Raw genomic sequence first — 22,116 nt, forward strand, 5'->3', positions numbered from 1 at the left:
CAAAGCATTTAGATTCCATGGAAGCAACTTCCAGAGATTATTGTTCCGCGTGACGCAGGGCACCGCCACGGCCTCGCCACCGCCAGGGCAGTGATCTGCTCAGCCCTTGACCGCCGAGCTGGCGACCCCTTGGACGAACCAGCGTTGGAAGAACGCGAAGACGATCAGGACGGGCAGGACGAGAAGGACGCCAAAGGCGAGGATCTGGCCCCAGTCCGGGGGCTGCTGGCCCTGGAAGACGCTCATCTCCAGCGGGAGAGGGCGGACCGAGGGGTCGGAGACCATCAGGACCGGCCAGAGGAAGGAGCCCCACTGGGTGAGAAAGGTCAGGATCGCGACGGAGGCGAAGACCGGTTTGCTCATCGGGACGATGATCGCGAAGAAGGTGCGCCACGGACCCGCGCCGTCCAGCCGGGCCGCCTCCTCGATGCTCGGCGGGATCGAGCGGAAGAACGTGTGGAACTGGTAGACCGAGAAGGCGTTGGCCACGAACGGGATCGCCTGGATGTAGATCGTGTTGCGCTGCTCGTTGAACATGTAGAACAGCGGCACCGCCACCGACTCGAACGGGACCAGCATCAGCAGCAGGACCAGCGTGAAGACCGCCTCCCTGCCCCGCCACTTCAGCCGTGACATTCCGTACGCGGCCATCGAGTTGACGAACAGGCCACCGGTCACGACCACGAACGCGACGAGCAGCGAGATGCCCATGAACCGCCAGAAGTAGCCGGTGCTGTCGGAGTTCAGGGCGTCGAGGACGTGCGCGTAGTTGTCGAAGGACAGATGGGTGGGGAGGAAGCCGCTCAGGCCGTTCAGTACTTCGCCGGAGGGCTTGAGACTGCCCAGGAGCAGATACAGGACGGGGAGAACGAAGACGAACGCCAGGACACTGAGGATGGCGTAGTCGGCGAAGCGGCGCAGGGGCACGCGGGTCGTGGCCATGTGGGGTCAGTCCTCGTTGTCGGGCCGGACGACGCGGCGCTGGATGAGGGTCAGGGCGACCACGATCAGGAAGAAGACGACGGTGATCGCGGACGCCTGACCGATGTTGTTCTGGTCGAAGGCGGTGCTGACGGCCTGGTACATGACCGTCCGGGTGGCGTCCTCGTCGAGACCGCCGCCGTGGATGAGGACGTACACCTGGTCGAAGACCCGGAAGGACAGCACCGAGGTGAGCGTGGCGACGAAGACGAGCGTGCCGCGGATGCCGGGCAGAGTGACATGCCGGAACTGCTGCCAGGGCGTGGCCCGGTCGAGCTCGGCGGCCTCGTACAGCTCGCCGGGGATCTGCTGGAGGCCGGCCAGCAGGATGACCATCTGGAAGCCGACGCCCTGCCATACCGACAGCACGATGACCGAGGCCATGGCGGTGGCGGAGTCGCCGAGCCAGTCGAAGGCGCCCCAGTTGCCGAAACTCACCGCGTGCAGCGCGGAGTTGAGCAGGCCCTGGTCGCTGCGGGCGAGGATGAGCCGCCAGATCACGGCGACCAGCGTCATGGGGAAGACGACCGGCATGAAGAAGAGGGAACGGAAGAGGCCGATGGCCTTGAGCTTGCGGTTGAGCAGGATCGCCAGCGCCAGCGCCAGGCCCGTCTGGAGCGGTACGACGACTACGGCGAAGGTCAGGTTGTTCAACAGGGCCCGCAGGAAGGGGCCCGACAGGTCCGGGTCGGTGAACAGCCGCCGGTACTGCTCCAGGCCGAAGAACGAGGGGGCCAGGGGCGAGCCGAGGCGCACGTTGTAGAAGGAGAGGACGACGGCGTAGCCGAAGGGGATGCCGACGAAGGCGACGAGCCCGGCGACCGCGGGGGCGGACATCAGCAGTCCGTGCAGCCAGTCGCGGTTCCTGGGCCTGTTCCGGGTCCCGGAACGTGTCGGCCGGGCGGTTCTCACGGCGGTCATGGGCGGGCTGTGCTCCGGGTCGGGGGCCGCGGCGGGCGCGGGGTCCAAGGGGTCCACTGGTTCCACTGTCTTCACGGGTGGGTCCTGTTCCCGGCCCGGCGGGCAGCGTCTGCGCGTACCCGCCGCGGCCGACACGGTCCTACGGGATCTTGTATCCGGCGTTGTCGGAGAAGTCCTGGTCGATGGAGCGGGCCGCCTTGGCCAGCGCGCTCTTCGGATCGGCGCCGCCGTAGATCGAGTTCAGGGCGTCGCTGAACTTGGCGGTGACCGTGGGATATCCGGCCGTGACCGGGCGGGTGACGGCGACGCAGGACTTGGTGATGTCACTGTCGCCGCAGGGCTTGGCGAGCTGGTCGGCGAAGAGCTGGAGGGGGCCGCCCTGCTGGTAGAGGGTGCTGGCGGCGAGCGCGGTCTTCGTCGCGGGCGGGGCGCCGTTGGCCGTCGTCATGGCGGTGACGTTGGTGTCGTTCATGAGGTAGTCGAGGAAGGCGCCGGCCGCCTTGGCGTTCTTGGTGTTGGCGCCGATGCCCCAGGCCCACGAACCCTGGCCCGACTTGGGGCCGTTGCCGAAGTCGGGCAGGGGAAGGACGACCAGGTCGCTGCCGAGGGCCTTGCTGTAGGCGGGGTACATCCAGTGGCCGACCCAGCTGAGAGCGACGCGGCCCTTGGTGAAGGCGTTGCCGTCCGTGTTGGGGTCGGTGTAGGTCTTCCAGGACTGGAAGGTCTTCATGGCCGAGACCACGGCCGGGGTGTCGAGGGCGCCCTCGGCCTTGCCGTCCTTGAGCAGGGAGCCGCCGGCGGACCAGACGATCGGGGCGAAGCCGTAGGTGCCCCACTCGTTGGACAGGCCGTTGTTCTCCTGGAGGTCGATGACCTTGCCGTCGGAGTCCTTGGCCTTCAGCGCCTTGAGCGCGGCGGTGAACTGAGCGGCCGTCCAGTCGTCGGACAGGCCCGTCGGGTACTTCACGCCGGCCGCGTCCAGGAGCTTTTTGTTGCCGTAGACGCCGAGCCCGGAGTCGTACATGCCCAGGCCGTAGTGCTTTCCGTCGATCTCGCCCTGCGCCTTGCTCGCGGCGGTGGCGTTGCCCAGGGTCTTGGCGGAGACGTACGAGTCGATCGCGGCGAGCTTCTTGTTGTAGACGAAGTTCGCCATGGTCGGTCCGTCGAACTCCATCACGTCCGGCAGCTGGGAGGCGTCGGTGGCGGTGATGGTCTTGGTGTAGTCGTTGCCGGGGATGAGCTTCAGCTCGACCTTGATCTTGTTCTGTGAGGAGTTGAAGGACTTCACCGCGTTCTGCAGGGCGGTGTCCTCGCTCTTCTGGCCCTGGTGGGCCCAGACACTGATCGTGCCCTTGCCGCTGCCCGCGTCGGCGGAGGTGCCACCGCTGCCGCCGCCGCAGGCGGCCAGGGCGGCGAGGGGCAGGACGAGGGCGAGGCTCGTACAGGCCGTGCGGCGGTACCTTCTGCTGGTCGAGCTCATGGTTGTGCCTCCGTGCGATGCGAGGGTTTCGACGTGCGCTGGTGCTTTCCGGCGTGCGCTGGTGCTTTCCGGCGTGGGGAGCGGGGCCTCGGGGGGCCTGACGGCCGCAGCGGGGTCAACGGGGCAGGGACTACTGCGGTCGGCGCGGGTGCGGTGGTGCGGTGGTGTCACGCAGGATCAAACCGGTGGGTACCTGCACATGCCCGGGTGGGCCGGCGTCCGGCTCCTGCAACTGCCGCAGCAGCAACCGGGCGGCTTCGGCACCCTGGCCCGCGACCGGCTGGGCGATGGTGGTCAGCCCGATCACCTCGGCCAGTTCGTGGTCGTCGAGGCCGATCACGGACATGTCGTCCGGCGCCTTCAAGCGGTGCAGGCGCAGGGCGCGCAGGGCACCCATGGCCATCTCGTCGGACTGGGCGAACACCGCCGTCGGCGGCCGGGAGGCGGCCAGCAGTTCGGTCATGGCCCGCTCGCCGCCCTCGACGGTGTAGTCACCGTCCGCTTCCAGGGCCGGATCGTGCTCGATCCCGGCGTCCGCCAGGATGTCCAGGTAGCCCTGGCGTCGCTCGACCGGGGTGGTCCAGTGCAGTGGTCCGCTGGTTCCGCCGATCATGCCGATCCTGCGGTGGCCGAGGTTCACCAGATGCCGCACGGCGCTCTGGGCCGCGGCCCGATCGTCGATGCCCACGACGGTGAAACCGGGCCTGGGCGCGGTCCAGAAGGTGGCCAGCGGCACCCCGAGTGACCTCAGCGCGTCGGCCTCGTCCTCGTCGTGGACCAGCAGTGAGAGCACCGCTTCCACGCGTTTGCGTACCGGCATCTTGGTGAAGAAGCGTTTGCGGGTCTCCGGGGAGCCCAGGTTGTACAGCAGGACGTCGTACCCGGCGGCACCGAACACGTTCTCGGCCGCATCCAGCACTGTGCCGAAGAACCAGCGGCCCACGAACGGGGCGACGACTCCGATGGTGAGCGTGCGACCGCTCGCCAGGCTGGACGCCGAACGCGACGCGGTATAGCCCAGCGAGGCGGCTGCGGCCGCGATCTGTGCCCGCACCTCGTCGGAGACGCCCGGTTGGCCGCGCAGGGCGCGGGACACGGTGGACGCCGAGACTCCGGCGGCGCGGGCGACATCGGTGATGCTGACGGTCACAGCGCATTTCTCCCGTCGGTTTCACGTCGGTGTGATCTGGGGGTGACGCGACCGTAAACCCGGCCTCGTTGTTGCGCAAGCGTTTGCGTTCAGTTTTACTGGGGCCGATTCTCAAGCGAGACCTTCTGGATCACTGGTCAGCGCACGCGTTTGCGCGCTGCGAGCCGACAGGAACTGTGGATGCGATACGCCCCGCCCGGCCTCTGCGTGAACGACTTCGCCCTGCTCCGCGACGACGACGGCACCTACGCGGTGCTGCACCTGCAGGGGCCGTGGACGGCCGAGTTCGACCACCTGAGGATGGAGACGTCGTACGGCAGGGCCACGTCCACCGACCTGGTCCGCTGGAAACCGGAGGGCAGCGCCTTCGGCAACGGCCTGCCCGGCCGCTTCGACCAGCAGGCGGTGTGGACCATGCACCCCTTCCGCCACGGCACGGGCATGGCGATGTGCTACACGGGCGTTTCCGGTCTCACCGCCGACGGCTGGCCGCTGCAGTCGGTCGGGCTGGCGTACTCGGACCGCACGGACGGCACCGGCTGGCGGCGCCACGGCACCGGGCCGGTCGTCGAGGCGGACGCGCGGTGGTACCGCACCGGCGAACGCATGGGCTGGCGCGACCCGTTCGTCGTACGTGACGACGAGTCGGACGGCTGGGTCATGGTGGTCTGCGCCGCCGACGCCTCCTTGCCGGTCGAGGTCAGCGGCTGTGTGGCATGGGCGACTTCGGACGACCTGGAGCACTGGACCGTGCGGCCCCCGCTCATCTCACCGGGCGACGTGGACGAGTTGGAGTGCCCGGTCCTGGAACGCCTCGACGACGGCGGCTGGTTGCTGCTCGGCTCGATCGGCGCGACGCGCGGCTTCGAGGCATGGACGGCGCCCCGGCTACGCGGTCCCTGGACCCGTCGCGGCCCACTGGGCCCGAGGGGCTCCTACGCCCCGCGCGTCATCGCCGCTCCCGACGGCTCACGCGTCGTGCTGCACACCACCCCACGCCACGTCGGGCTCACCGATTCCGGCGAGCGTTGCCGGGGGATGCTCGCGCAGCCCAAGTCCCTTGTGGTGCCGGAGGGTTCGGCGCCTCGCCTGGAGTGGTGGCCGGGCCTGGAAGGCTGGTTGGGCGAGGAGACGGAGGAGCCGGTGCTGCACGCGGTCGGCGACGTGGACGTCTCCGGGCGGATCGAGATCACCCTGCGAACCGGAGACGACGGCCGGCCCGCCCTGGCCGTCGGGTGCGACGGCAAGAACCTCTGGATCACCGGTCCCGGGGGCAGCCGGCTCGGCGAGTCCGACCTGACCGAGCCCGCCGCCACCCTGCGCATCCTCACCATCGGCGAGTACGTCGAGGTCTACGCCGACGGCGTCTTCGTCCTGACCGGCCTGTGCTACTCGGGTCACCCCGCCCCCTGGACGACGGTGACGGAGGGACGTACCCGCACCCTCCCCGTCCGCCCGATCCGCCTGCCCGACCCAGCCCGCGACGACGCCTCGGCCGTCTGGCCCGGACCGGCATCGACGTGAAAGGCACAGCCATGAAAGCGACGTCCGGCGGTCACCCCTTCCCCGACGGCTTCCTGTGGGGAGCCTCCACCGCCGCCCACCAGATCGAGGGCAACAACGTGGGCAGCGACTGGTGGCACCGGGAGCACGCAGCGGACAGCACCCTCCCGGAACCCAGCGGCGACGCCTGCGACAGTTATCACCGCTGGCGCGAGGACATGGACCTGCTCGCCGAACTGGGCTTCACCGACTACCGGTTCAGCATCGAGTGGGCCCGCATCGAACCCGCTCCCGGCCGCTTCTCCAAGGCGGAGATCGCGCACTACCGCCGTATGGTCGAGGGAGCCCGCGATCGAGGTCTGCGGCCCCTTGTCACCCTCCACCACTTCACCGTGCCGCATTGGTTCGCCGAGCGGGGCGGCTGGACCGCCGAGGGCGCGATCGACCTGTTCGAACGCTACGTACGCGCCACCGCGCCGATCATCGGCACCGGCGTCCGGCACGTGTGCACGATCAACGAGCCCAACATGATCGCCCTCGCGGTCGCCTTCCGCGAACGGGGCACCGAGGTGGCACCCGTCGCCGGCATCCCGCTCCTCGACAAGCCGACCACGGACGCGCTGATCCGGGCCCACCACAGGGCACGGGCCGCGGTGAAGTCGATCTCCTCCGACATCCAGGTCGGCTGGTCGATTGCCAACCAGGTCTACCAGGCCGAGCCGGGCGCCGAAGCGGTCACCGCCGCCTACAGCCATCCCCGCGAGGACGTCTTCATCGAGGCGGCCCGCGACGACGACTGGATCGGCGTGCAGTCCTACACACGGACCAGGATCGGCGCCCACGGCCCGATCCCTGCCTCGGAGGACGCCGAACGCACCCTCACCGGCTGGGAGTACTACCCCGAGGCCATCGGCCACGCGCTGCGCCACACCGCCGCCGTCGTCGGCGACGTCCCACTGATCGTCACCGAGAACGGCATCGCCACGGCCGACGACAACCGGCGGGTCGACTACTACACGGGAGCCCTGTCCGCGGTGGCCGCCGCCCTGGAGGACGGCCTCGACATCCGCGGCTACCTGGCCTGGAGCGCCCTCGACAACTACGAGTGGGGCTCCTACACACCCACTTTCGGTCTCATCGCCGTGGACCGCGACACGTTCACCCGCACCCCGAAGCCGTCCGCGGCCTGGCTCGGTGGCTTCGGCCGAACCCGCGTTCTTCCACGCGTCACCTTCTGACGCCGCGATGGTCACTGCCCAGGGCCGGCGCATCAGTACAGGTCAGCCTCGCGGTCCCGCGCCGTGCAGCAGGGTGTCGATGACGAGTGCGGCCAGCGCGTCCGGGTCCTGCGCGGCTGGATCCTGATCGGCGCCGGGCCTGTCGAGGGCTTCGCCGAGGAGGGCGTAGTACACCTGCCGCGTCCAGTCCAGGTCCGCGTCCGGGGCGAGCAGTCCCTCCCGCTGCGCCCGGTTCAGGAGTTCGACGGTGCGGGTGTCGATCTCCTCCCAGAGGGCGGCAGCGGCGGCGGTGTGGGGCGTGGAGTGGCTGAGGGTGAAGCGCCAGGTGTCCTTGACCCGCAGGACGTTCGCGGTCACCCGGTACAGCGCCACCAGAGCGGGAGCGGCATCGGGCCGGGCTTCCTCGATGGCGTCGATGAGCTGCTGCTTCGCGGAGACCGCGAGCGCCTCCAGCAGTGCCTGCCGGTTCGCGAACCGGCGATGCACGGTGATCCTCGTCAGCCCCGCCGCCTCGGCGATCTGCTCCATGGAAGCACCGGCGTCCTGGGCGAGGACCCGCTCGGCCGCCTCCAGAATCGCGCGCACACTGCGCTCGGCATCTGCCCGCAGTGCTCGGCCCATGTCTGTCTCCTGTCTGGTTCGCTACCGGGGATCCCCTGTAGAGGATACGTGAACGCTACGGATACCCAATTAATTGATGCTCCAATGTTTCAACTATAGATACATTTGATACGTGAGCTCCCCTTTGACAGACCGCGCCGTACGCCGACGTCGTCAGGCCCTGTTCCTCTTGTTCTTTCTTCCCGGCATCGCCCTGTCGTCCTGGGTCACGCGCACCCCGGACGTCCGCGATCAACTGGGCCTGTCCACCGGACAGATGGGTCTGGTCCTGTTCGGTCTGTCCGTCGGTTCCATGATCGGCATCCTGTGTTCCGGCCGTTTCGTATCCCGGTTCGGCACCCGGCCGGTCATCGCGCTCGGCACTCTCCTGATCATCGTGGGCACGGCCGTCATCGGTGCGGGCAGCGCCGTGCCGTCGGCGCCGCTGGTCACCGCGGGGCTGTGCCTGTTCGGCGCGGGCATGGGCGGGGGCGAGGTGGCGGTCAACGTGGACGGCGCCGACGTGGAGCGCATCACCGGGACCGCGGTGCTGCCCACGCTGCACGGCTGCTTCAGCCTGGGCACGGTCATCGGGGGTTCGGCCGGAATGGCGGCCACCGCCGCCGCGGTCCCCGTCTCCTGGCATCTGGCCGTGGTCGCCCTGGTCGCCACGGGGATTCTGGTCCACGCCATGCGTGCCGTTCCCGTCGGTATCGGCATCAGCATCAGCGCCGCGCCGTCGACACCGGTTAACGGTCCCGGTCCGGCGCAACGACCCGGGCCGCAGGTGTGGAAGGACCGGAAGCTGCTGCTCATCGGCGCCATCGTGCTGGCCATGGCGCTGGCCGAGGGCGCCGCCAACGACTGGCTGCCGCTGCTCATGGTCGACGGTCACGGCCTTGACGCCGCGCTGGGCTCGCTCGTCTATGTGGGGTTCGCGGCGGCGATGACCCTGGGCCGCTTCAGCGGCACATACTTCCTCGGTCGTTTCGGGCGGGCCGCCGTCGTGCGCGCGAGTGCCGTCTCCGGTGCCGTCGGGCTCCTCTTGGTCATCTTCTCCGACAACGCTGTCGTCGCGGCAACAGCCGTACTCTTCTGGGGACTTGGAGCCTCCCTCGGTTTTCCGGTGGCCCTGTCGGCGGCGGGCGACTCCGGCCCCGACCAGACCGCCCGCGTCTCGCTGGTCGCCATCATCGGCTACGTCGCCTTCCTCGTGGGCCCGCCCGCCCTGGGGTTCCTGGGCGACCACTACGGGCTGCGCTCGGCCATGGTGGTGGTTCTGATCTTCGTCACCTCCGCCGTCCTCATCGCCCCCGCCGCCGACACCCGATCGGCGTGCTCGCCGACCTGACCCCTGAAGCGATACGTCAACGCTACTGGTAGCCAGATAATTGATGCTCCGCTGTTGCTATTACCGACAGACATGATACATTGATGAAACCGATTGGGAGCAGCGCCCACGAACCAGGAGCCCGACATGGCAACGACAACACGACCGGTGGCCCTCGTCACAGGTGCCTCCTCCGGCATCGGAAAGGCAGCCGCGCTCGCGCTGGCCGCAGCGGGCCACGACGTGGTCGGCACCAGCCGCAACACCGCGCACGTCACCCCGCTGAAGGGCGTCACCTTCCTCGACCTCGACGTGACCAGCGACGCTTCGGTGACCGCCGCGGTCGGCGAGGTCATCGACCGGTTCGGGCGGATCGACGTCCTGGTCAACAACGCCGGCATCGGCTCGGCGGGCGCCGCCGAGGAGAGCTCCGCCGCGCAGGCACAGGGCCTCTTCGACATCAACGTCTTCGGCGTCATCCGTATGACCAACGCCGTCCTGCCGCACATGCGCGCCCGGCGCAGCGGACGGATCATCAACCTCTCGTCCATCGTCGGCTTCATGCCGCAGCCCTACATGGCGGTCTACGCCGCCTCCAAGCACGCCGTCGAGGGCTACTCGGAGTCCGTCGACCACGAGGTCCGCGAGTACGGCGTACGGTCCCTGCTCGTCGAACCCGCCTGGACCAACACCGCGTTCGACGCGGCCAGCGTGCGGCCCGACCGGCCCCTGGACGTCTACGCCAAGCAGCGCCACGTCTTCGAGGAGTACATGGCCGGCGCGGTCAAGGACGGCGACGACCCCGCCGTCGTCGCCAAGGAGATCGTCGCGGCGGCCACCGACGCCAAGCCGAAGCTGCGCTACACCGCCGGCGCCATGACCGGACGCGTCCGCACCATGCGCCGTATCGTTCCCGCCCGCATGTTCGACCAGCAGCTGCGCAGGCTCAACCAGCTGCCCGCCTGACGCCCGTCCCCGCAACAGAGAGCGAAGCCCGCCATGAGCACCCATCTGGCAGACGCGGCCGAGGATCTGACCGTGGAAGGTCCCTCCGCGACGTTCACCTACCGGCGCATCGGTCCGCGGGGCGGTATCCCGCTGGTCCTGCTGAACCGGGTCCGCGGGACCCTCGACTGGTGGGACCCGGAGTTCCTGGACCACCTCGCCGCCGCCCATGACGTGATCGTGTTCGACAACGTCGGCACCGGCTACACCACCGGCACCCCGCGCGACTCGGTCGAGGGACTGGCCGACGGCACCGTCGAGTTCCTCGAGTCCCTCGGCCTGGCTCAGGTGGACCTCCTCGGCTGGACGCTGGGCGGCACCGTCGCCCAGCACCTCGCCCGCACCCGGCCCCACCTGGTCCGCAAGCTGGTCGTCGCGGCCGCCAACCCGGGCGGCACGGTGCCCGGCGCCCCCGACCCGGACCCGGAGGTACGGGCCACCATGACCAAGCCCGAGGTCACCGGCGACGACCTGGTGTTCCTGTTCTTCCCCGGGACGGACACCGGCCGCGCCGCCGGATACGCGCACCTCGCCAGGGTGGCCACCCGGCTGGCCACCGGACGCCCCGACGTGTCCCAGGCGGCGGCCATGGGCCAGATCGCCGCGATCGGCAAGGACGCGGCGATCCCCTTCGAGCAGGTGCGCACGGACCTGGAGTCCATCAAGCAGCCCGTCCTGTACGCCACCGGCATCCAGGACGCGATGATCCCCGCCCTGGCCTCGTACACCGCCGTCCAGCACATCAGCGACGCCACCCTCGTCGCCTACAGCGACGCCGGCCACGCCTTCCTCTTCCAGCACGCCAAGGACTTCGCCGCTCAGGTGACGGCCTTCCTTGCCGGCTGACCCGACCGACCGGAGAGACATCGTGCAGCCGACCAGCGTTCCGGCGCGCCGGGAGGTCACCCCGCTGGAATTGTTCTTCGACCTGGTCTACGTCTTCGCCATCGGCCAGCTGTCCCATCAGCTGCTGGCCCACCCGACGTGGACCGGCGCCGCCCAGACGCTCGTGCTCTACCTCGCCGTCTACGCGGCCTGGGCCTACACCACCTGGGCGGTCACCCTCGTCCCGGCCGAGGACCCGCGGACCCGGTGGATGCTGCTGACGGTCATGCTGCTTGGGCTGTTCATGAACGCCGCGATCCCGCGAGCCTTCGGCGACGCCGGGTGGGTCTTCGTCGCCACCTTCCTGATGATCCACCTCGGCCGGACGGTATGGCTGCTCACCGTCGGCCTCGACCGGGTCAACCAGGAGCATTTCCGCCGCGTCCTGGTCTGGTTCGTCGCCCCTGCACCCCTGTGGCTGACCGGCGCGGCGGCCGAAGGCGGCGCGCGGGCGGCATGGTGGGCCGCGGCGCTGCTGATCGAGTTGGCGGGCACCTGGGCGGCGCATCCGCTGCCGGGCCGCCGGCTGGAGTCGCGGCAGGTCGGCTTCGCCGGTGGGCACCTGCTGGAGCGTGGACGCCTGTTCGTGATCATCGCGTTGGGTGAGACGGTCATGACCACCGGCACCGCACTCACCGCGGCCCCGTACGAGCCGATGACCCTGCTGACCGGCGGTGTGGCGCTCACCGGCACGGTCGCGCTGTTCTGGCTGTTCTTCGGCCGCTCCGAGCGCGTCGTACGCCACTTCCAGAGCACCGAGGACCCGATGCGGGCCGCGCGCAGCGGCGTCATCAGCCTCATGGCCTCCGTCGCCGGGTTGATCGCCGTCGCCGTGGCCGACGAACGCGTCATCACCCACCCCCTGGAACACGCCGGCATCACCACGAACCTGCTGCTGTTCGGCGGCCCGGCCCTCTACCTCGGCACGCAGACCTGGCACGGGGCAACCCTGTTCGACGACCTGCTCCGGCCACGGCTGCTCGCGCTGTCCGCTCTGGTCGTCGGCTGCGCGGCCACGACGACGGCCCCGGCCTACCTGTCGGCCGTCATCGCCGCCGCGATCGTCGTCGCCCTGGCCGTGTTCGAAGAGCGCCGTCCGGCGGGGGACGCGCGTGCGAGGCCGATCCCCTCAGGCCCCCTGGTCGCCGACGGGAACTGAGACCGGCGCGCCTTTCTCCTTCACCTTGTTCACCCCATTCGCTGGGAGGCTTTCATGGGCATGTACGCCAGTAGCCGGGGCCTTCGCCGGGCGCTCACCGTGGCCGGCGTGCCGGAGTGGGTGGCCCGGTCCGGGGGCGGGGCACCATGATGGAGGCCGGCGTGTTGGTCTGTGACGACCAGGAGTTGATGCGGGTCGGACTGCGCATGGTGGTGGACGGCCAGCCGGATCTCACGGTCGTCGGCGAGGCCGGGGACGGTGAGGCGGCCGTGGCACAGGCACTCACGCTGCGCCCCGACGTCGTCCTCATGGGAGTGCGGCTGCCGCGCCTGGACGGCATCTCGGCCACCGCGCAAGTGCGCGCCGCCCTGCCCGGCACGCGCGTGCTCGTCCTCACCGCGTGCGACCGCGACGAGTACGCCTACGCGGCCCTGCGTGCGGGAGCGAGCGGCTTCCTCGTCAAGGACACACCGACCGCCGAACTGCTGATGGCCATCCGCGGTGTGCTGCGCGGCGACGCGGTGATCGCCCCGTCGGTGATGCGGCGGTTGATCGACCGGTACGTCACGGGCGCCGTCGCTCCCGTCGCAGACAAACGCCTCGACGTACTCTCCGACCGCGAGCGTGAGGTGCTGGGTCTGGTCGCCCGCGGGCTGAACAACGCGGAGATCGCGGGGAAGCTGTTCCTCGGCGAGACCACGGTCAAGACCCACGTGGCCCGCATCCTCGCCAAACTGCGCGTCCGCGACCGGATAGAGGCCGTCGTCGTGGCCTACGAGAGCGGACTGGTTCGCCCTGGCGGATGACCCCGTCGGGCGCTCGGGATGGTTTCCGGCGACATTGCCGCTGCCTAGCTTTTGGACATGTCCTCAACCAATCGACGTACCCGTGTCTCCCGGCGCACCGCGATGGCGCTGGCCGGCGTATCGGTCGTCGCGGCCCTGACCGCCACGGCACCGAGCATGGCCAACGCCGTGAGCGGCAGCTCCAGCGCCGCACGCCACTCAGTCGCCCAGACGCAGAACGCGGAGAGCGCCGGCACCGCCCCCAACCTGCGCGTCAAGGCCGCCAACGGCGTCACCTACCAGTACCGCCGCTTCGGCCACCCCGGTGCCGGCAGCGTGCCCCTGGTCTTCCTCCAGCACTTCCGCGGCACCCTCGACAGCTGGGACCCCAAGCTCATCGACACCATCGGCGCCCAGCGCGAGGTCATCCTCGTGGACAACGTCGGCGTCGGCGGCTCCACCGGCACCACGCCCAGCACCGTCCAGCAGATGGCCCTGGACGCCATCGACTTCATCGACGCCCTCAAGCTGCCCCGCTACGACGTGTTCGGGTTCTCCCTCGGCGGTGAGGTCGCCCAGGAGGTCGCGCTGCGCCGCCCCTGGCAGGTCCGCCGCGTCGTCCTGGCCGCCACCGGCCCCCAGGGCGGAGTGGACCAGCGCGCATCCGACCCCGACATCCTGCAGCGGACCCTGAAGGACAACCCGGGCCCTGAGGACTACCTCTTCCTCTTCTTCAAGAACACCGCCTCCAGCCAGGCCGCGGGACGCGAGTTCCTGCAGCGCCTCGGCCGGCGCACCACCGATCAGGACGCCCCCTCCAGCCTGGCCACCCGCGACCGCCAACTCACCGCGTGGTCCGAGTGGGGCATCCCCGACAAGTCCAAGTTCGTCCGCCTGCACGCCCTCTTCCAGCCCACCCTGGTCGCCGACGGCGAGAGCGACATCCTCATGCCCGCCAAGAACTCCCACCTGCTGGCCACGTACCTCCCCGACGCCCAGCTGCACATCTACCCGGACGCGGGCCACGGCTTCCTCTACCAGTACGCCGTCAAGTTCGGCACCGAGGTGAACACGTTCCTCGACCGCTGACGTATCCCCCCCTCGGCACTGGAGCCCAGCATGACCCAGCACAGCATGTTCGAGATCGACATCGTCGGGCCGAAGATCCGCAAGGTCACCTTCACCAATCCGCCGGTGAACGTCGTCGGCGCGGACACCGTCGTCCAACTGATCGACGCCGTCGACGAGTTGAGCCGTGACGAACAGGTTCAGGTCGTCGTCTTCGACAGCGGAACGCCCGGATACTTCTTCAACCACGCCGATCTCGGCCAGGTGCCCGAACTCCTGGCGCTGAACGCCGCGGACGGGACCCCGACGTGGGTCGAACTCGTCACCCGCCTGACCAGCGCCCCGTTCATCAGCATCGCCTCCATCCGCGGGCGCACGCGGGGCGGAGGGGACGAGATCACCCTGGCCTTCGACCTGCGCTACGCCAGCCGCGAGGAAGCCTTCTTCTGCCAGCCCGAGGTCGCGATCGGCATTGTCCCGGGTGGGGGCGGCAGCGACCGTCTGGCCCGGCTGCTGGGACGGGACCGCGCGCTCGAAGCGATCCTCACCAGCGAGGACTACGACGCCGAGCGCGCCGAACGGTACGGCTGGGTGACCCGGGCCGTCCCCGACGCCGAACTCGACGCCTTCGTCGAAGGTGTCGCGGCGCGCATCGCGTCCTTCGACAAGGCATCCGTCCTGGGCGCCAGGGCACAGATCAACCGGTCGACCCTGCCGCCCGTGGCCGACCTGCGCGCGTCCTGGAGGGAGTTCGCGGAGTCCGTCACCTGGCCGGGATTCCAGGCCCGCGTGCCACAGCTCGGGAAGGCCATCGCCGAGATCGGTCTCGAAGAGATCGAGCGGAACCTCGGTTACTACGCCGGCCTCATCAACCAGCAGACATAGGGACCGTGCCCGTGGGCGAACACCACAGCGCCGGCCCGGTCTGATCTCCGCGCGATCGACCTCACGCAGCAGGGCCCCGGACGGGTGTCCGGTTGCGCGAGGCCTCACATCTCGGGTTCGCCCGCGGGGTCCAGGGCGAAGGTGACTCTTTCGCCGACCCGCACCGCAGCCTCGATCATTCTCTGGCGTTCGTCCCCCGCGTAGAGGTCGGCGCAGGCGCTGATCGACGGGTACAGCTCCGAGAGGAGGAGCGCAGCCGATTTCGGAATGACCTCGGCTGTGCGCCACTGCTGCCCGAGCCGGTCGATCTGGCTGCACAGCTCGTCCAGCGCGAGCTGATCGAAGCCGTCGTTCAGGCGCAGGGGACCGATGAATCCCTCAGCCGCGTCGTTGAGTTGCGACACGAGTTCCTCATCCACGGGATCATTCCTCATCTTCGACCATTCCGATGATGGCGTTCGGGTTTATGTATCTCTCGACGAGGCCCTCTTGCGATGATTGCGCATTGTTGAGCGAACGAAATCCTCGCAGGTACCTGGCCCTGTTGTCCGGGGTGGTGAGGTCGACCAGCCGCGCCTCGACTTTGTCGCCGTCGATGATAGCGACCCGCTGACCGGGCTGGCGCCACTTCTTGATCACGTCCCAGCTCTTCGTCACCGAAATCCACTGGGTCCGTACCCGACTCCCCTGACCTATCTGCACGTTGATGGTGTAGTCGCCGTCGACGTTCTTGGCGAACAATCCTTCTGCCGGATCCTCGTCGGGGCGCAGGTTTCTGTACCAGATTCCGGCAGCTGCCGCCGAGGGGCCACCCTTCAGAACGTCTTTGAGGGACTCCCCCGAGGAGTCTGCCGAAGTCATCGGGAAGTACCCGAAGTCGGTGGAGTTGTGTGCGTCGGGCCGGCTCTTGGGGCAGGCTCCGGGGGCCTCGTCGCAGAAGACCTCCCAGAACGTCTCACTCGCCAGATGGATTCCGTTGCGGGCGTCCCACATGTCGTTGGCGTCCGTCATGCGGTTCTGCTTGTCGACCATGTGGAGTGCGTCGAGCCATGCTCGCTTCGCCTCCGCGCCGAACTGACGCGGCGGGATCGGCGCGATCGTGACCGGATCGCTCGCCGGGGCACTTCCGGTGCCGCTGCCGCCGCCGCTGCCGCCGCATTTGTGCGTGTCGCAATAGTGGCTGGAGCCCTTGTACTTCTTCGACCCCGGGTCGTTCTCCTCGTGATAGGTGCCGTACGTGCCGTTACTGCCGGAACAGAAGTGGACGAGCCCACAGCTTTCCAGACCCGTGGGATCGCTCTGGGTCAACGGGCTGTTGTCGGCGTAGGTGTAGCCGTTGAGGGATTGAGTGTCGCTTGTGTCAAGGACCGGGTCGACGCTGAGGAAACGGCCGATGGTCGGATCGTATTCGCGGGCACCGACGTAGGTGAGGCCGCTGGAGGAATCGGCGGACTTGCCGAGGAACGCTTTGTCGTCGGGCCAGGTGCCGGTGCCGCCGGTGCGGGAGGTGCCGAAGGGGGTGGTGTATCGCTTCGTGACCGCCTGGCTGGTGGCGTCCAGGGCCAGGCTGCTGGTCCCGTGCTGGTCGGATGCGAGCCAGGAGAGGGTCTCGGTGCCGGTCTTGTTGGTGCGTACGGCGATGACCTGGCCGCCGGCGTCGTAGTACCGCTGGGCCCAGTACTTGGCGGTCGCGGTGGAGGTGTCGAGGTGGACCTCGGTGCCGTCGTCGAGGAAGAGGACGGTCTCTCCGCCGGTGTTGCGGCGGATCAGGAGGGTGCCGTCGGCGTCGTAGACGTGGCTGGTGGTGCTCTTCGTGGTGCCCGAGCCGGACTTCTCGGTGAGGGTGCCGAGTTGGCCCTCGGGGCTCCAGGTGAGGCTCTGGGTGTCGGTGCCGTTGGGACGGCCGGTGGTGTTGCCGGTCGCGTCGTAGGCGTACGTGGCGGTCACACCCGTGCACGAAGTGGCCGCGGTGGTGGCGGTCAGGCCGTGCGGGTGGGCGGTGTCGCCGTAGCAGTACGTCTTGGTGGTGTCACCGGCGGAGCTGTGGCTGGTCTCCGTGCTGCGCAGGCCGCCGTCGGTGTAGCTGTACGACGTCCAGTACGGGGCGGCACCGCCGAGGTTCGCGGTGGTGCGGCCGGAGGCGGAGCAGTCGGCGGTGGACGGGGTCCACGCCTGGGTCAGGCGTTGGTGGCCGTCGTAGGTGAAGCACTGGTCGTCGGCCTTGCCGGTGCCGCCGAGGACGGTGGGGTCGGTGACGGAGGTGACGTTGCCGGCGTCGTCGTAGCCGTAGTTCAGTTCCTGCAGTTCGTAGTTGTGCGTCTGGTCGGTGACGGCCGACTGCTTGAGCCGGTCGGTGCCCTCCTCCCAGGTATTGGTGATGTAGGCCTTCTTGGTGCCCTCGGCCGCGGAGGTGCCCAGAGTGAACTGCTGGGGCTGGCCGATCTCGGAGTAGGCGGCGCCGAGCAGGTAGCCGCTGAGGCCGGTGACGTCGGTGGGCAGACCGACACTGTTGTAGTGGGTGACGACCTTCTCCGCGGCCAGGCCCGCGGCGGCGGGTTCGGAGATGTACTGCTGGGTGCCGTCGAGGTTGTAGTACGTCGAGGAGGTCAGCGTGGAGGTGACGGCGCCGGAGGTGACCAGGGCGTCGGTCGAGGGCAGGACCAACTGGGTGGTGGTCGGCCGGTACAGGCTGTCGTAGGCGGTGACCTTGCGGGTGTAGGCGGTGCCGGTCACCCCTCCGACATAGCTGGTGGACGAGTCCAGCTGCCCCTTGGCCAGGGTGTCATAGGCCCAGTGGGTGAGCTTGTTGGCGTCGGTCTTCGACGTCTGCCACTGGTCGGTCCTGCGGCCGAGTTCGTCGTAGCCGTACAGGAGGGTGCTTTTGCGGGAGTCGGTGGTCGTGGCGACCTGGTCCAGGTCGGTGTACGACGTGGTGCTCGTGCCCTTGTCCGGGTCCGTCGCCGAGGCCTGGCGACCGAACAGGTCGTACGTGTAGGACCAGTGGGTGCCGTCGGGGCCGGTGACGACGTCCGGTTTGGAGTCGCGGGTGTAGGTGTACTTCGTGGCCGTGTAGGCGGCGCCGACGCCCGCACCGTAGGCGGTGTCCGCCGGGTCGGTGCCGGAGTACTCGCGCTGCTCGGTGGTGCGGCCGAAGACGTCGGTGATGGTGCGGGCCGCTGATCCGCCGGCCAGGGCGGTGGTGGCGGTGGAATCTCCCGTGTACGTCGTCGATGTGGACCGCTTCTTGACGCCGTAGACGTAGAAGGAGCTGCTGGTCGGGCGTTCCGCGCCGTCGAAGACCGTGTCGGTCTGCTTCGGTGCGCCGCCGTACTCGGCACGGGCGTAGCTGCCGGAGGGGGTGGCGGTGGAGTCGAAGACGTCGGCGTAGGTCTCGTACGCCAGGCCGCGGCTGTTGTAGCGCGCGTCGGTCAGCAGCCGGCCGCCGTTCGCGGTCGGGGACTGGGTCTGCAGCGGCCTCAGCAGCGAGTCGTAGATCGTGTAGCTGGTGTTGTAGACGCCTTCGCCGAGGATGCTGGAGGTGGAGACCCAGGACGGGGCGTTGTTGGTGACCGAGTAGGCGTAGGTGTAGTTGGCGCCGTACCCGGCGGCGCGCAGGTGGTTGGGCAGCCAGACGGCGGTCACCCGGCCCAGCGCGTCGTACGTCGACTCGGTCAGCTTCGTGTTGACGTCGTAGGCCTTGACGGGAGTGCCGCGAGCGTAGTCGAAGTAGGTGTAGGACTTCTGGGTCTTCGCGTTGGTGGCCGTGATCTTGGTCAGCGGCCCCGTCGTGGTCGGGGTGTAGACGGTGGTCGTCGGGTTGCCCAGCGCGTCGGTCACGCTCAAGGGCCGGCCCAGCGTGTCGTACGTGGTCTTCTCGACGGTCTGCCAGGAGGTCGGGTACCGCTCGCCGTTGGTGGCCGTGGCGGGGTAGGCGGAGGCACGTCCGGTCCAGCTCGCGTCCCCCAGGGTCGGGGTCTGCGAGGCGGTCCAGGCGGTGGCGGTGGCCGTGTCGTAGACCGTGGCCGCGTCGGACAACACGTCCCCACGCGTGCTCGACGAGGCCGGCAGGCTCAGGTCGGTCTCGGCGGTGGAGCAGGCGCGGCCGACGACGCGGGTGCGGGAGACCAGGGAGTTGATGCCCAGACTGTCGTTGCGGGCGTACCAGGTGCGGGTGCAGGTCTCGTCCCCGGTGACGGCCGTGTCACCCGCGTCGTAGACGGTGGTGGGCATGCCGTAGCCGTCGAAGCTGGTGGTCATGTTGCGGGTGCGCCACTTGGCGGCGGCGGTGAGGTAGGTCGAGGTCTGCGTCTTGTAGGTGCGGACGAAGTAGGCCTCGATGTCGGCGTACGACTTCTGCTGGCTTGCCGTGCGGCTGGACCAGGGGTCGTTGACCGTGGCGGTGACCGGGGTGGACCCGTTGTAGGTGATCTGCTCGCGGGTGAAGCCCGAGAAGCGGTCGCTGTCGGTCTGATCGGCGACGCTCAGGCCGGTGAAGCCGATGCCCGGGACGGAGACCGAGCGGGTCGTGCCGTCCTTCTGCTTGTCACCGTCCATGCCCTGCAGATACAGCGACACGGTCTTGGACTGAGTTTCGCTGGAGGCGCCCTTCAGCGTGGTGACGGTGCGGTAACCGCGCCAGTCGGACCAGGTGCGCTCCCCGGCCGGGGTGAACGGGTCGTTGTTGTAGTGCCAGGCCGGCCCGGAGTAGCTGTAGTGGTTCTCCATCGTCTCGCCCAGACCGGTGGGGTCGGAGGTGACGACGTCGGTGACGCGGTACTTGTTGAACCAGTCCAGCGACGCCTCGGTGGCGCCGTTGATGTGCCAGTGGACCGGGTAGCAGCTCATCGTGTCGTTGTCCTCGGACGACGGCATGTTCGAGCCACGTACGCACTCCGGGTTGGACAGCGTCACCGTGGTGATGGCGCCGGCCTCGGAGGTGACGGTCTGGATGCGGGGCCGGTTCAGCGGCAGAACGTTGTCCGTGGAGGAATCGACCCTGTTCTCCCGCATCTGGTAGGTGAACGTGACCGGCTTCAGGGCGATGGCGGTGCCGTTCTTGCCGGTGCGCTGGATGCTCTTGAGGACGAGGGTCTGGTCGGTGCTGTTGCCGATGTCGCCCGGGTCCAGGAACTGCTGGGTCAGCGCCCAGGAGTCGACGTCCGTGTAGGCGCTGGAGGCGGCCGACCAGGCGTGGGTGTCGATGCCGGTCAGGCGCTTGCGGGTGAAGAACGCCGGGCTGGTGGCCTTGCAGTCCGCGCCGGAGGTGCAGAGGGAGTCGTAGGGGACGTCGGGCCAGCTGGAGGCCGTGGAGGCGGTCAGCGAGGAGCAGTCGGAGGCGGTGCACCGCTCGTCATAGCTGAAGGTGACCTCGTCCGAGGCGGTGCCGGTGAACAGGGTGTCCTTGTTCTGCCCGTAGAGGATCTTGGTGAGGTAGCCGCCCCGCGTGTACGGGGCGGTGCCGGTGGACGCGCCGTTCTTTCCGTAGTAGTTGGTCTCCGCGGTGTACCAGTACGACATGGCGTTGCCGTGCGGGTCCACGACGTAGTCCAGATTCCAGCGCCAGGCCTGGGTGAGGGCCCGGTCGGCGAAGGCGGTTCCCTGGCTGTAACCCGGCTCACCGGAGTTGTTGCCGAACACCGGCACGGTCCAGACGGAGTTGGTGCGCTGGGTGTCCGCTCCGGGCAGCTTGTTCAGGCCGAAGACGTACTTGGTGCCGTCGCCGGTGGTGACGGTCCAGTACTCGCCGTCGTTGTCGCCGTTGTCGGCGCCGGTGGAGTGGGTGACGGTGGAGGCGTCGTCGTCCTTCAGGTGCCAGACGCCGGTGGTGTCGTCCTTGACCAGTTCGGTGGACTTGCCGTTCAGCACGAGCGAGGCGTTGTCGTACTTCCAGCACTGGTCGTACTTGCCGCTCTCGCCGTCGTCGTCGCACGAGGCATAGGAACGGTCGACGTAGGAGGACGCCACGTCGCCGAAGCCCTCACCGACGAGCGTTCCCTGGTTGTTCGTCGAAGCCGTCCTGCCGTCCACGCTCCCCGAGTCGTACGACAACGACAGCTGCGGCGACGGTCCCGCTGCGGCCGGCGGAGCGGTCAGCGGGTAGGACCAGGTGAAGCCGCCCGAGGCACTGCCTGCTTCCCAGCTGGAGGAGGCCGAGAGGGGGTCGGCCGCGTAGTTGCCCGCACCGGAGGCCGACTCTCCCGATGAGGTGGCGGTCGCGGCCAGCACCGTGGCCGACGTCGTGTCGGCAGCCATCAGGGACATGCGCGGCGTCGAGCGCGAGGCCCGCGCGGTGCCGCTGCTCGCCTCCGCCAGGCCGACCTTGGCCGACAGTGTCTGAGCACTGATGTCGTTGTGCGAGCCGAGCGGGGTCTGGGTCCGGCAGGCGGCCTTCCGCGGCGTGGTCAGCACGCACGCCGGGAGCTGGACCAGCCGCAGCCGACCGGACCAGCCGCCCCCGTAGGCGGAGGCGAACGCCGAGTAGTCGACGCTGACCTGGGCGGCGCCCGGCTCGGCGGCCGAGGCCGTCAGCAGCACACCCTTGATGCCTGCCGCCCGGGCCTGCTGCTGCCCGAGAACCCGCACCCGTACCTGGCCGGCCGCCGAACCGGTCCCCGGCCCTGGTACGACGGTGACCGGCAGTCCTCCCGCGGTGAGCGTGGCCGAGCCCTGCCCCGGTATTCGCCCGGTCACCTCGGCGGTGTGCGGCCAGACCACGCGCTGCTGGGCACGTGCGCGCCGGGCCTGGGCCGCGTTGGCGGCCCCGGTTCTCGCCACCTGCGCACGGGCTTTCGCCGCACCCAGGCCCGGATGTTTCCGTACCTCGTCGACCCGGTGCTTCGGCAGCGCCGGCTTGCCCAGGCCGCCCCCGGCGGCGTGAGCCGCCGGCACCCCGAGTCCCGCAGGAACGACCAGTGCCATGGACAGCGCCGCGACGACAGGTGCCCGCCGACGCCGTACCACCTGCCGCGGTGCAGGTGCACGCCACGGCAACAGAACACCGCGGGTCAGAGCAGTGCCGATCCAACGAGCCTTCATGCCGGAACTCATGACTAGCCTCCCGCGACCGCTGTCGGCCGCCTGCGCACGCCAAGGGATCAAAAGAGCAAGGGGACAAGGGAGTCTGGCC

General features: G+C 69.2%; 16 protein-coding genes. 9 read left to right on the forward strand and 7 right to left on the reverse strand.

Features of this window, described 5'->3' with window-relative positions; genetic code table 11:
- Positions 1–99: 99 nt before the first annotated feature.
- The 4 genes from ACIBJB_RS02720 to ACIBJB_RS02735 form a co-directional block, all read right to left on the reverse strand.
- Positions 100–942, reverse strand: a complete 843-nt coding sequence (locus ACIBJB_RS02720; RefSeq protein ID WP_398925777.1) for a carbohydrate ABC transporter permease — start codon at positions 940–942, stop codon at positions 100–102.
- A 6-nt stretch (positions 943–948) separates the two neighbouring features.
- Entirely contained in the window at positions 949–1,902 is a 954-nt protein-coding gene (locus tag ACIBJB_RS02725; RefSeq protein WP_398925779.1) for a carbohydrate ABC transporter permease, read from the reverse strand.
- A gap of 139 nt (positions 1,903–2,041) precedes the next feature.
- Positions 2,042–3,382, reverse strand: a complete 1,341-nt coding sequence (locus tag ACIBJB_RS02730) for an ABC transporter substrate-binding protein (protein WP_398925781.1) — start codon at positions 3,380–3,382, stop codon at positions 2,042–2,044.
- Positions 3,383–3,512: 130 nt separating this feature from the next.
- The gene (locus ACIBJB_RS02735; protein WP_398925783.1) at positions 3,513–4,532 is read right to left on the reverse strand and encodes a LacI family DNA-binding transcriptional regulator; all 1,020 of its coding nucleotides are present in this window, start codon (positions 4,530–4,532) and stop codon (positions 3,513–3,515) included.
- Between the two features lie 180 nt (positions 4,533–4,712).
- Between ACIBJB_RS02735 and ACIBJB_RS02740 the strand changes: the two genes are divergently transcribed.
- Together ACIBJB_RS02740 and ACIBJB_RS02745 are read left to right on the forward strand one after the other, a co-directional pair.
- Entirely contained in the window at positions 4,713–6,056 is a 1,344-nt protein-coding gene (locus ACIBJB_RS02740; protein ID WP_398925784.1) for a mucin-1, read from the forward strand.
- Between the two features lie 11 nt (positions 6,057–6,067).
- The gene (locus ACIBJB_RS02745; RefSeq protein WP_398925786.1) at positions 6,068–7,273 is read left to right on the forward strand and encodes a glycoside hydrolase family 1 protein; all 1,206 of its coding nucleotides are present in this window, start codon (positions 6,068–6,070) and stop codon (positions 7,271–7,273) included.
- A gap of 42 nt (positions 7,274–7,315) precedes the next feature.
- Here the strand turns inward: ACIBJB_RS02745 and ACIBJB_RS02750 are convergent, their stop codons facing one another.
- Positions 7,316–7,894, reverse strand: a complete 579-nt coding sequence (locus ACIBJB_RS02750) for a TetR/AcrR family transcriptional regulator (protein ID WP_398925788.1) — start codon at positions 7,892–7,894, stop codon at positions 7,316–7,318.
- 124 nt (positions 7,895–8,018) lie between these two features.
- Here ACIBJB_RS02750 and ACIBJB_RS02755 point away from each other — a divergent pair, with 124 nt between their 5' ends.
- The 7 genes from ACIBJB_RS02755 to ACIBJB_RS02785 all read left to right on the forward strand — a co-directional run bounded on the left by ACIBJB_RS02755 (position 8,019) and on the right by ACIBJB_RS02785 (position 14,990).
- On the forward strand, positions 8,019–9,224 hold the full coding sequence (locus tag ACIBJB_RS02755) for an MFS transporter (protein WP_398926815.1): 1,206 nt from the start codon (positions 8,019–8,021) through the stop codon (positions 9,222–9,224).
- A gap of 126 nt (positions 9,225–9,350) precedes the next feature.
- The gene (locus ACIBJB_RS02760) at positions 9,351–10,169 is read left to right on the forward strand and encodes an oxidoreductase (RefSeq protein WP_398925790.1); all 819 of its coding nucleotides are present in this window, start codon (positions 9,351–9,353) and stop codon (positions 10,167–10,169) included.
- Positions 10,170–10,202: 33 nt separating this feature from the next.
- Positions 10,203–11,054: an alpha/beta fold hydrolase gene (locus ACIBJB_RS02765; protein ID WP_398925792.1), complete on the forward strand. Its 852-nt coding sequence runs from the start codon at positions 10,203–10,205 to the stop codon at positions 11,052–11,054.
- Between the two features lie 22 nt (positions 11,055–11,076).
- Positions 11,077–12,252: a low temperature requirement protein A gene (locus tag ACIBJB_RS02770; RefSeq protein WP_398925794.1), complete on the forward strand. Its 1,176-nt coding sequence runs from the start codon at positions 11,077–11,079 to the stop codon at positions 12,250–12,252.
- 149 nt (positions 12,253–12,401) lie between these two features.
- A complete protein-coding gene (locus tag ACIBJB_RS02775; RefSeq protein WP_398926817.1) occupies positions 12,402–13,058 on the forward strand; it encodes a response regulator in 657 nt (218 codons plus the stop codon).
- Between the two features lie 57 nt (positions 13,059–13,115).
- Complete coding sequence (locus tag ACIBJB_RS02780; protein WP_398925796.1) at positions 13,116–14,126, forward strand: alpha/beta fold hydrolase; 1,011 nt, start codon at positions 13,116–13,118, stop codon at positions 14,124–14,126.
- Between the two features lie 30 nt (positions 14,127–14,156).
- Positions 14,157–14,990, forward strand: coding sequence for an enoyl-CoA hydratase/isomerase family protein (locus tag ACIBJB_RS02785; protein ID WP_398925798.1), 834 nt, complete (start codon positions 14,157–14,159; stop codon positions 14,988–14,990).
- A gap of 104 nt (positions 14,991–15,094) precedes the next feature.
- On the opposite strand, the gene ACIBJB_RS02790 is transcribed toward ACIBJB_RS02785, so the two are convergent.
- Both ACIBJB_RS02790 and ACIBJB_RS02795 read right to left on the reverse strand, forming a co-directional pair.
- On the reverse strand, positions 15,095–15,409 hold the full coding sequence (locus tag ACIBJB_RS02790) for a hypothetical protein (RefSeq protein WP_398925800.1): 315 nt from the start codon (positions 15,407–15,409) through the stop codon (positions 15,095–15,097).
- Between the two features lie 4 nt (positions 15,410–15,413).
- Positions 15,414–21,908, reverse strand: coding sequence for an RHS repeat-associated core domain-containing protein (locus tag ACIBJB_RS02795; protein WP_398925802.1), 6,495 nt, complete (start codon positions 21,906–21,908; stop codon positions 15,414–15,416).
- Between the last annotated feature and the right edge of the window lie 208 nt (positions 21,909–22,116).

This window comes from Streptomyces sp. NPDC050759, assembly GCF_044456945.1.
GTDB lineage: Bacteria > Actinomycetota > Actinomycetes > Streptomycetales > Streptomycetaceae > Streptomyces.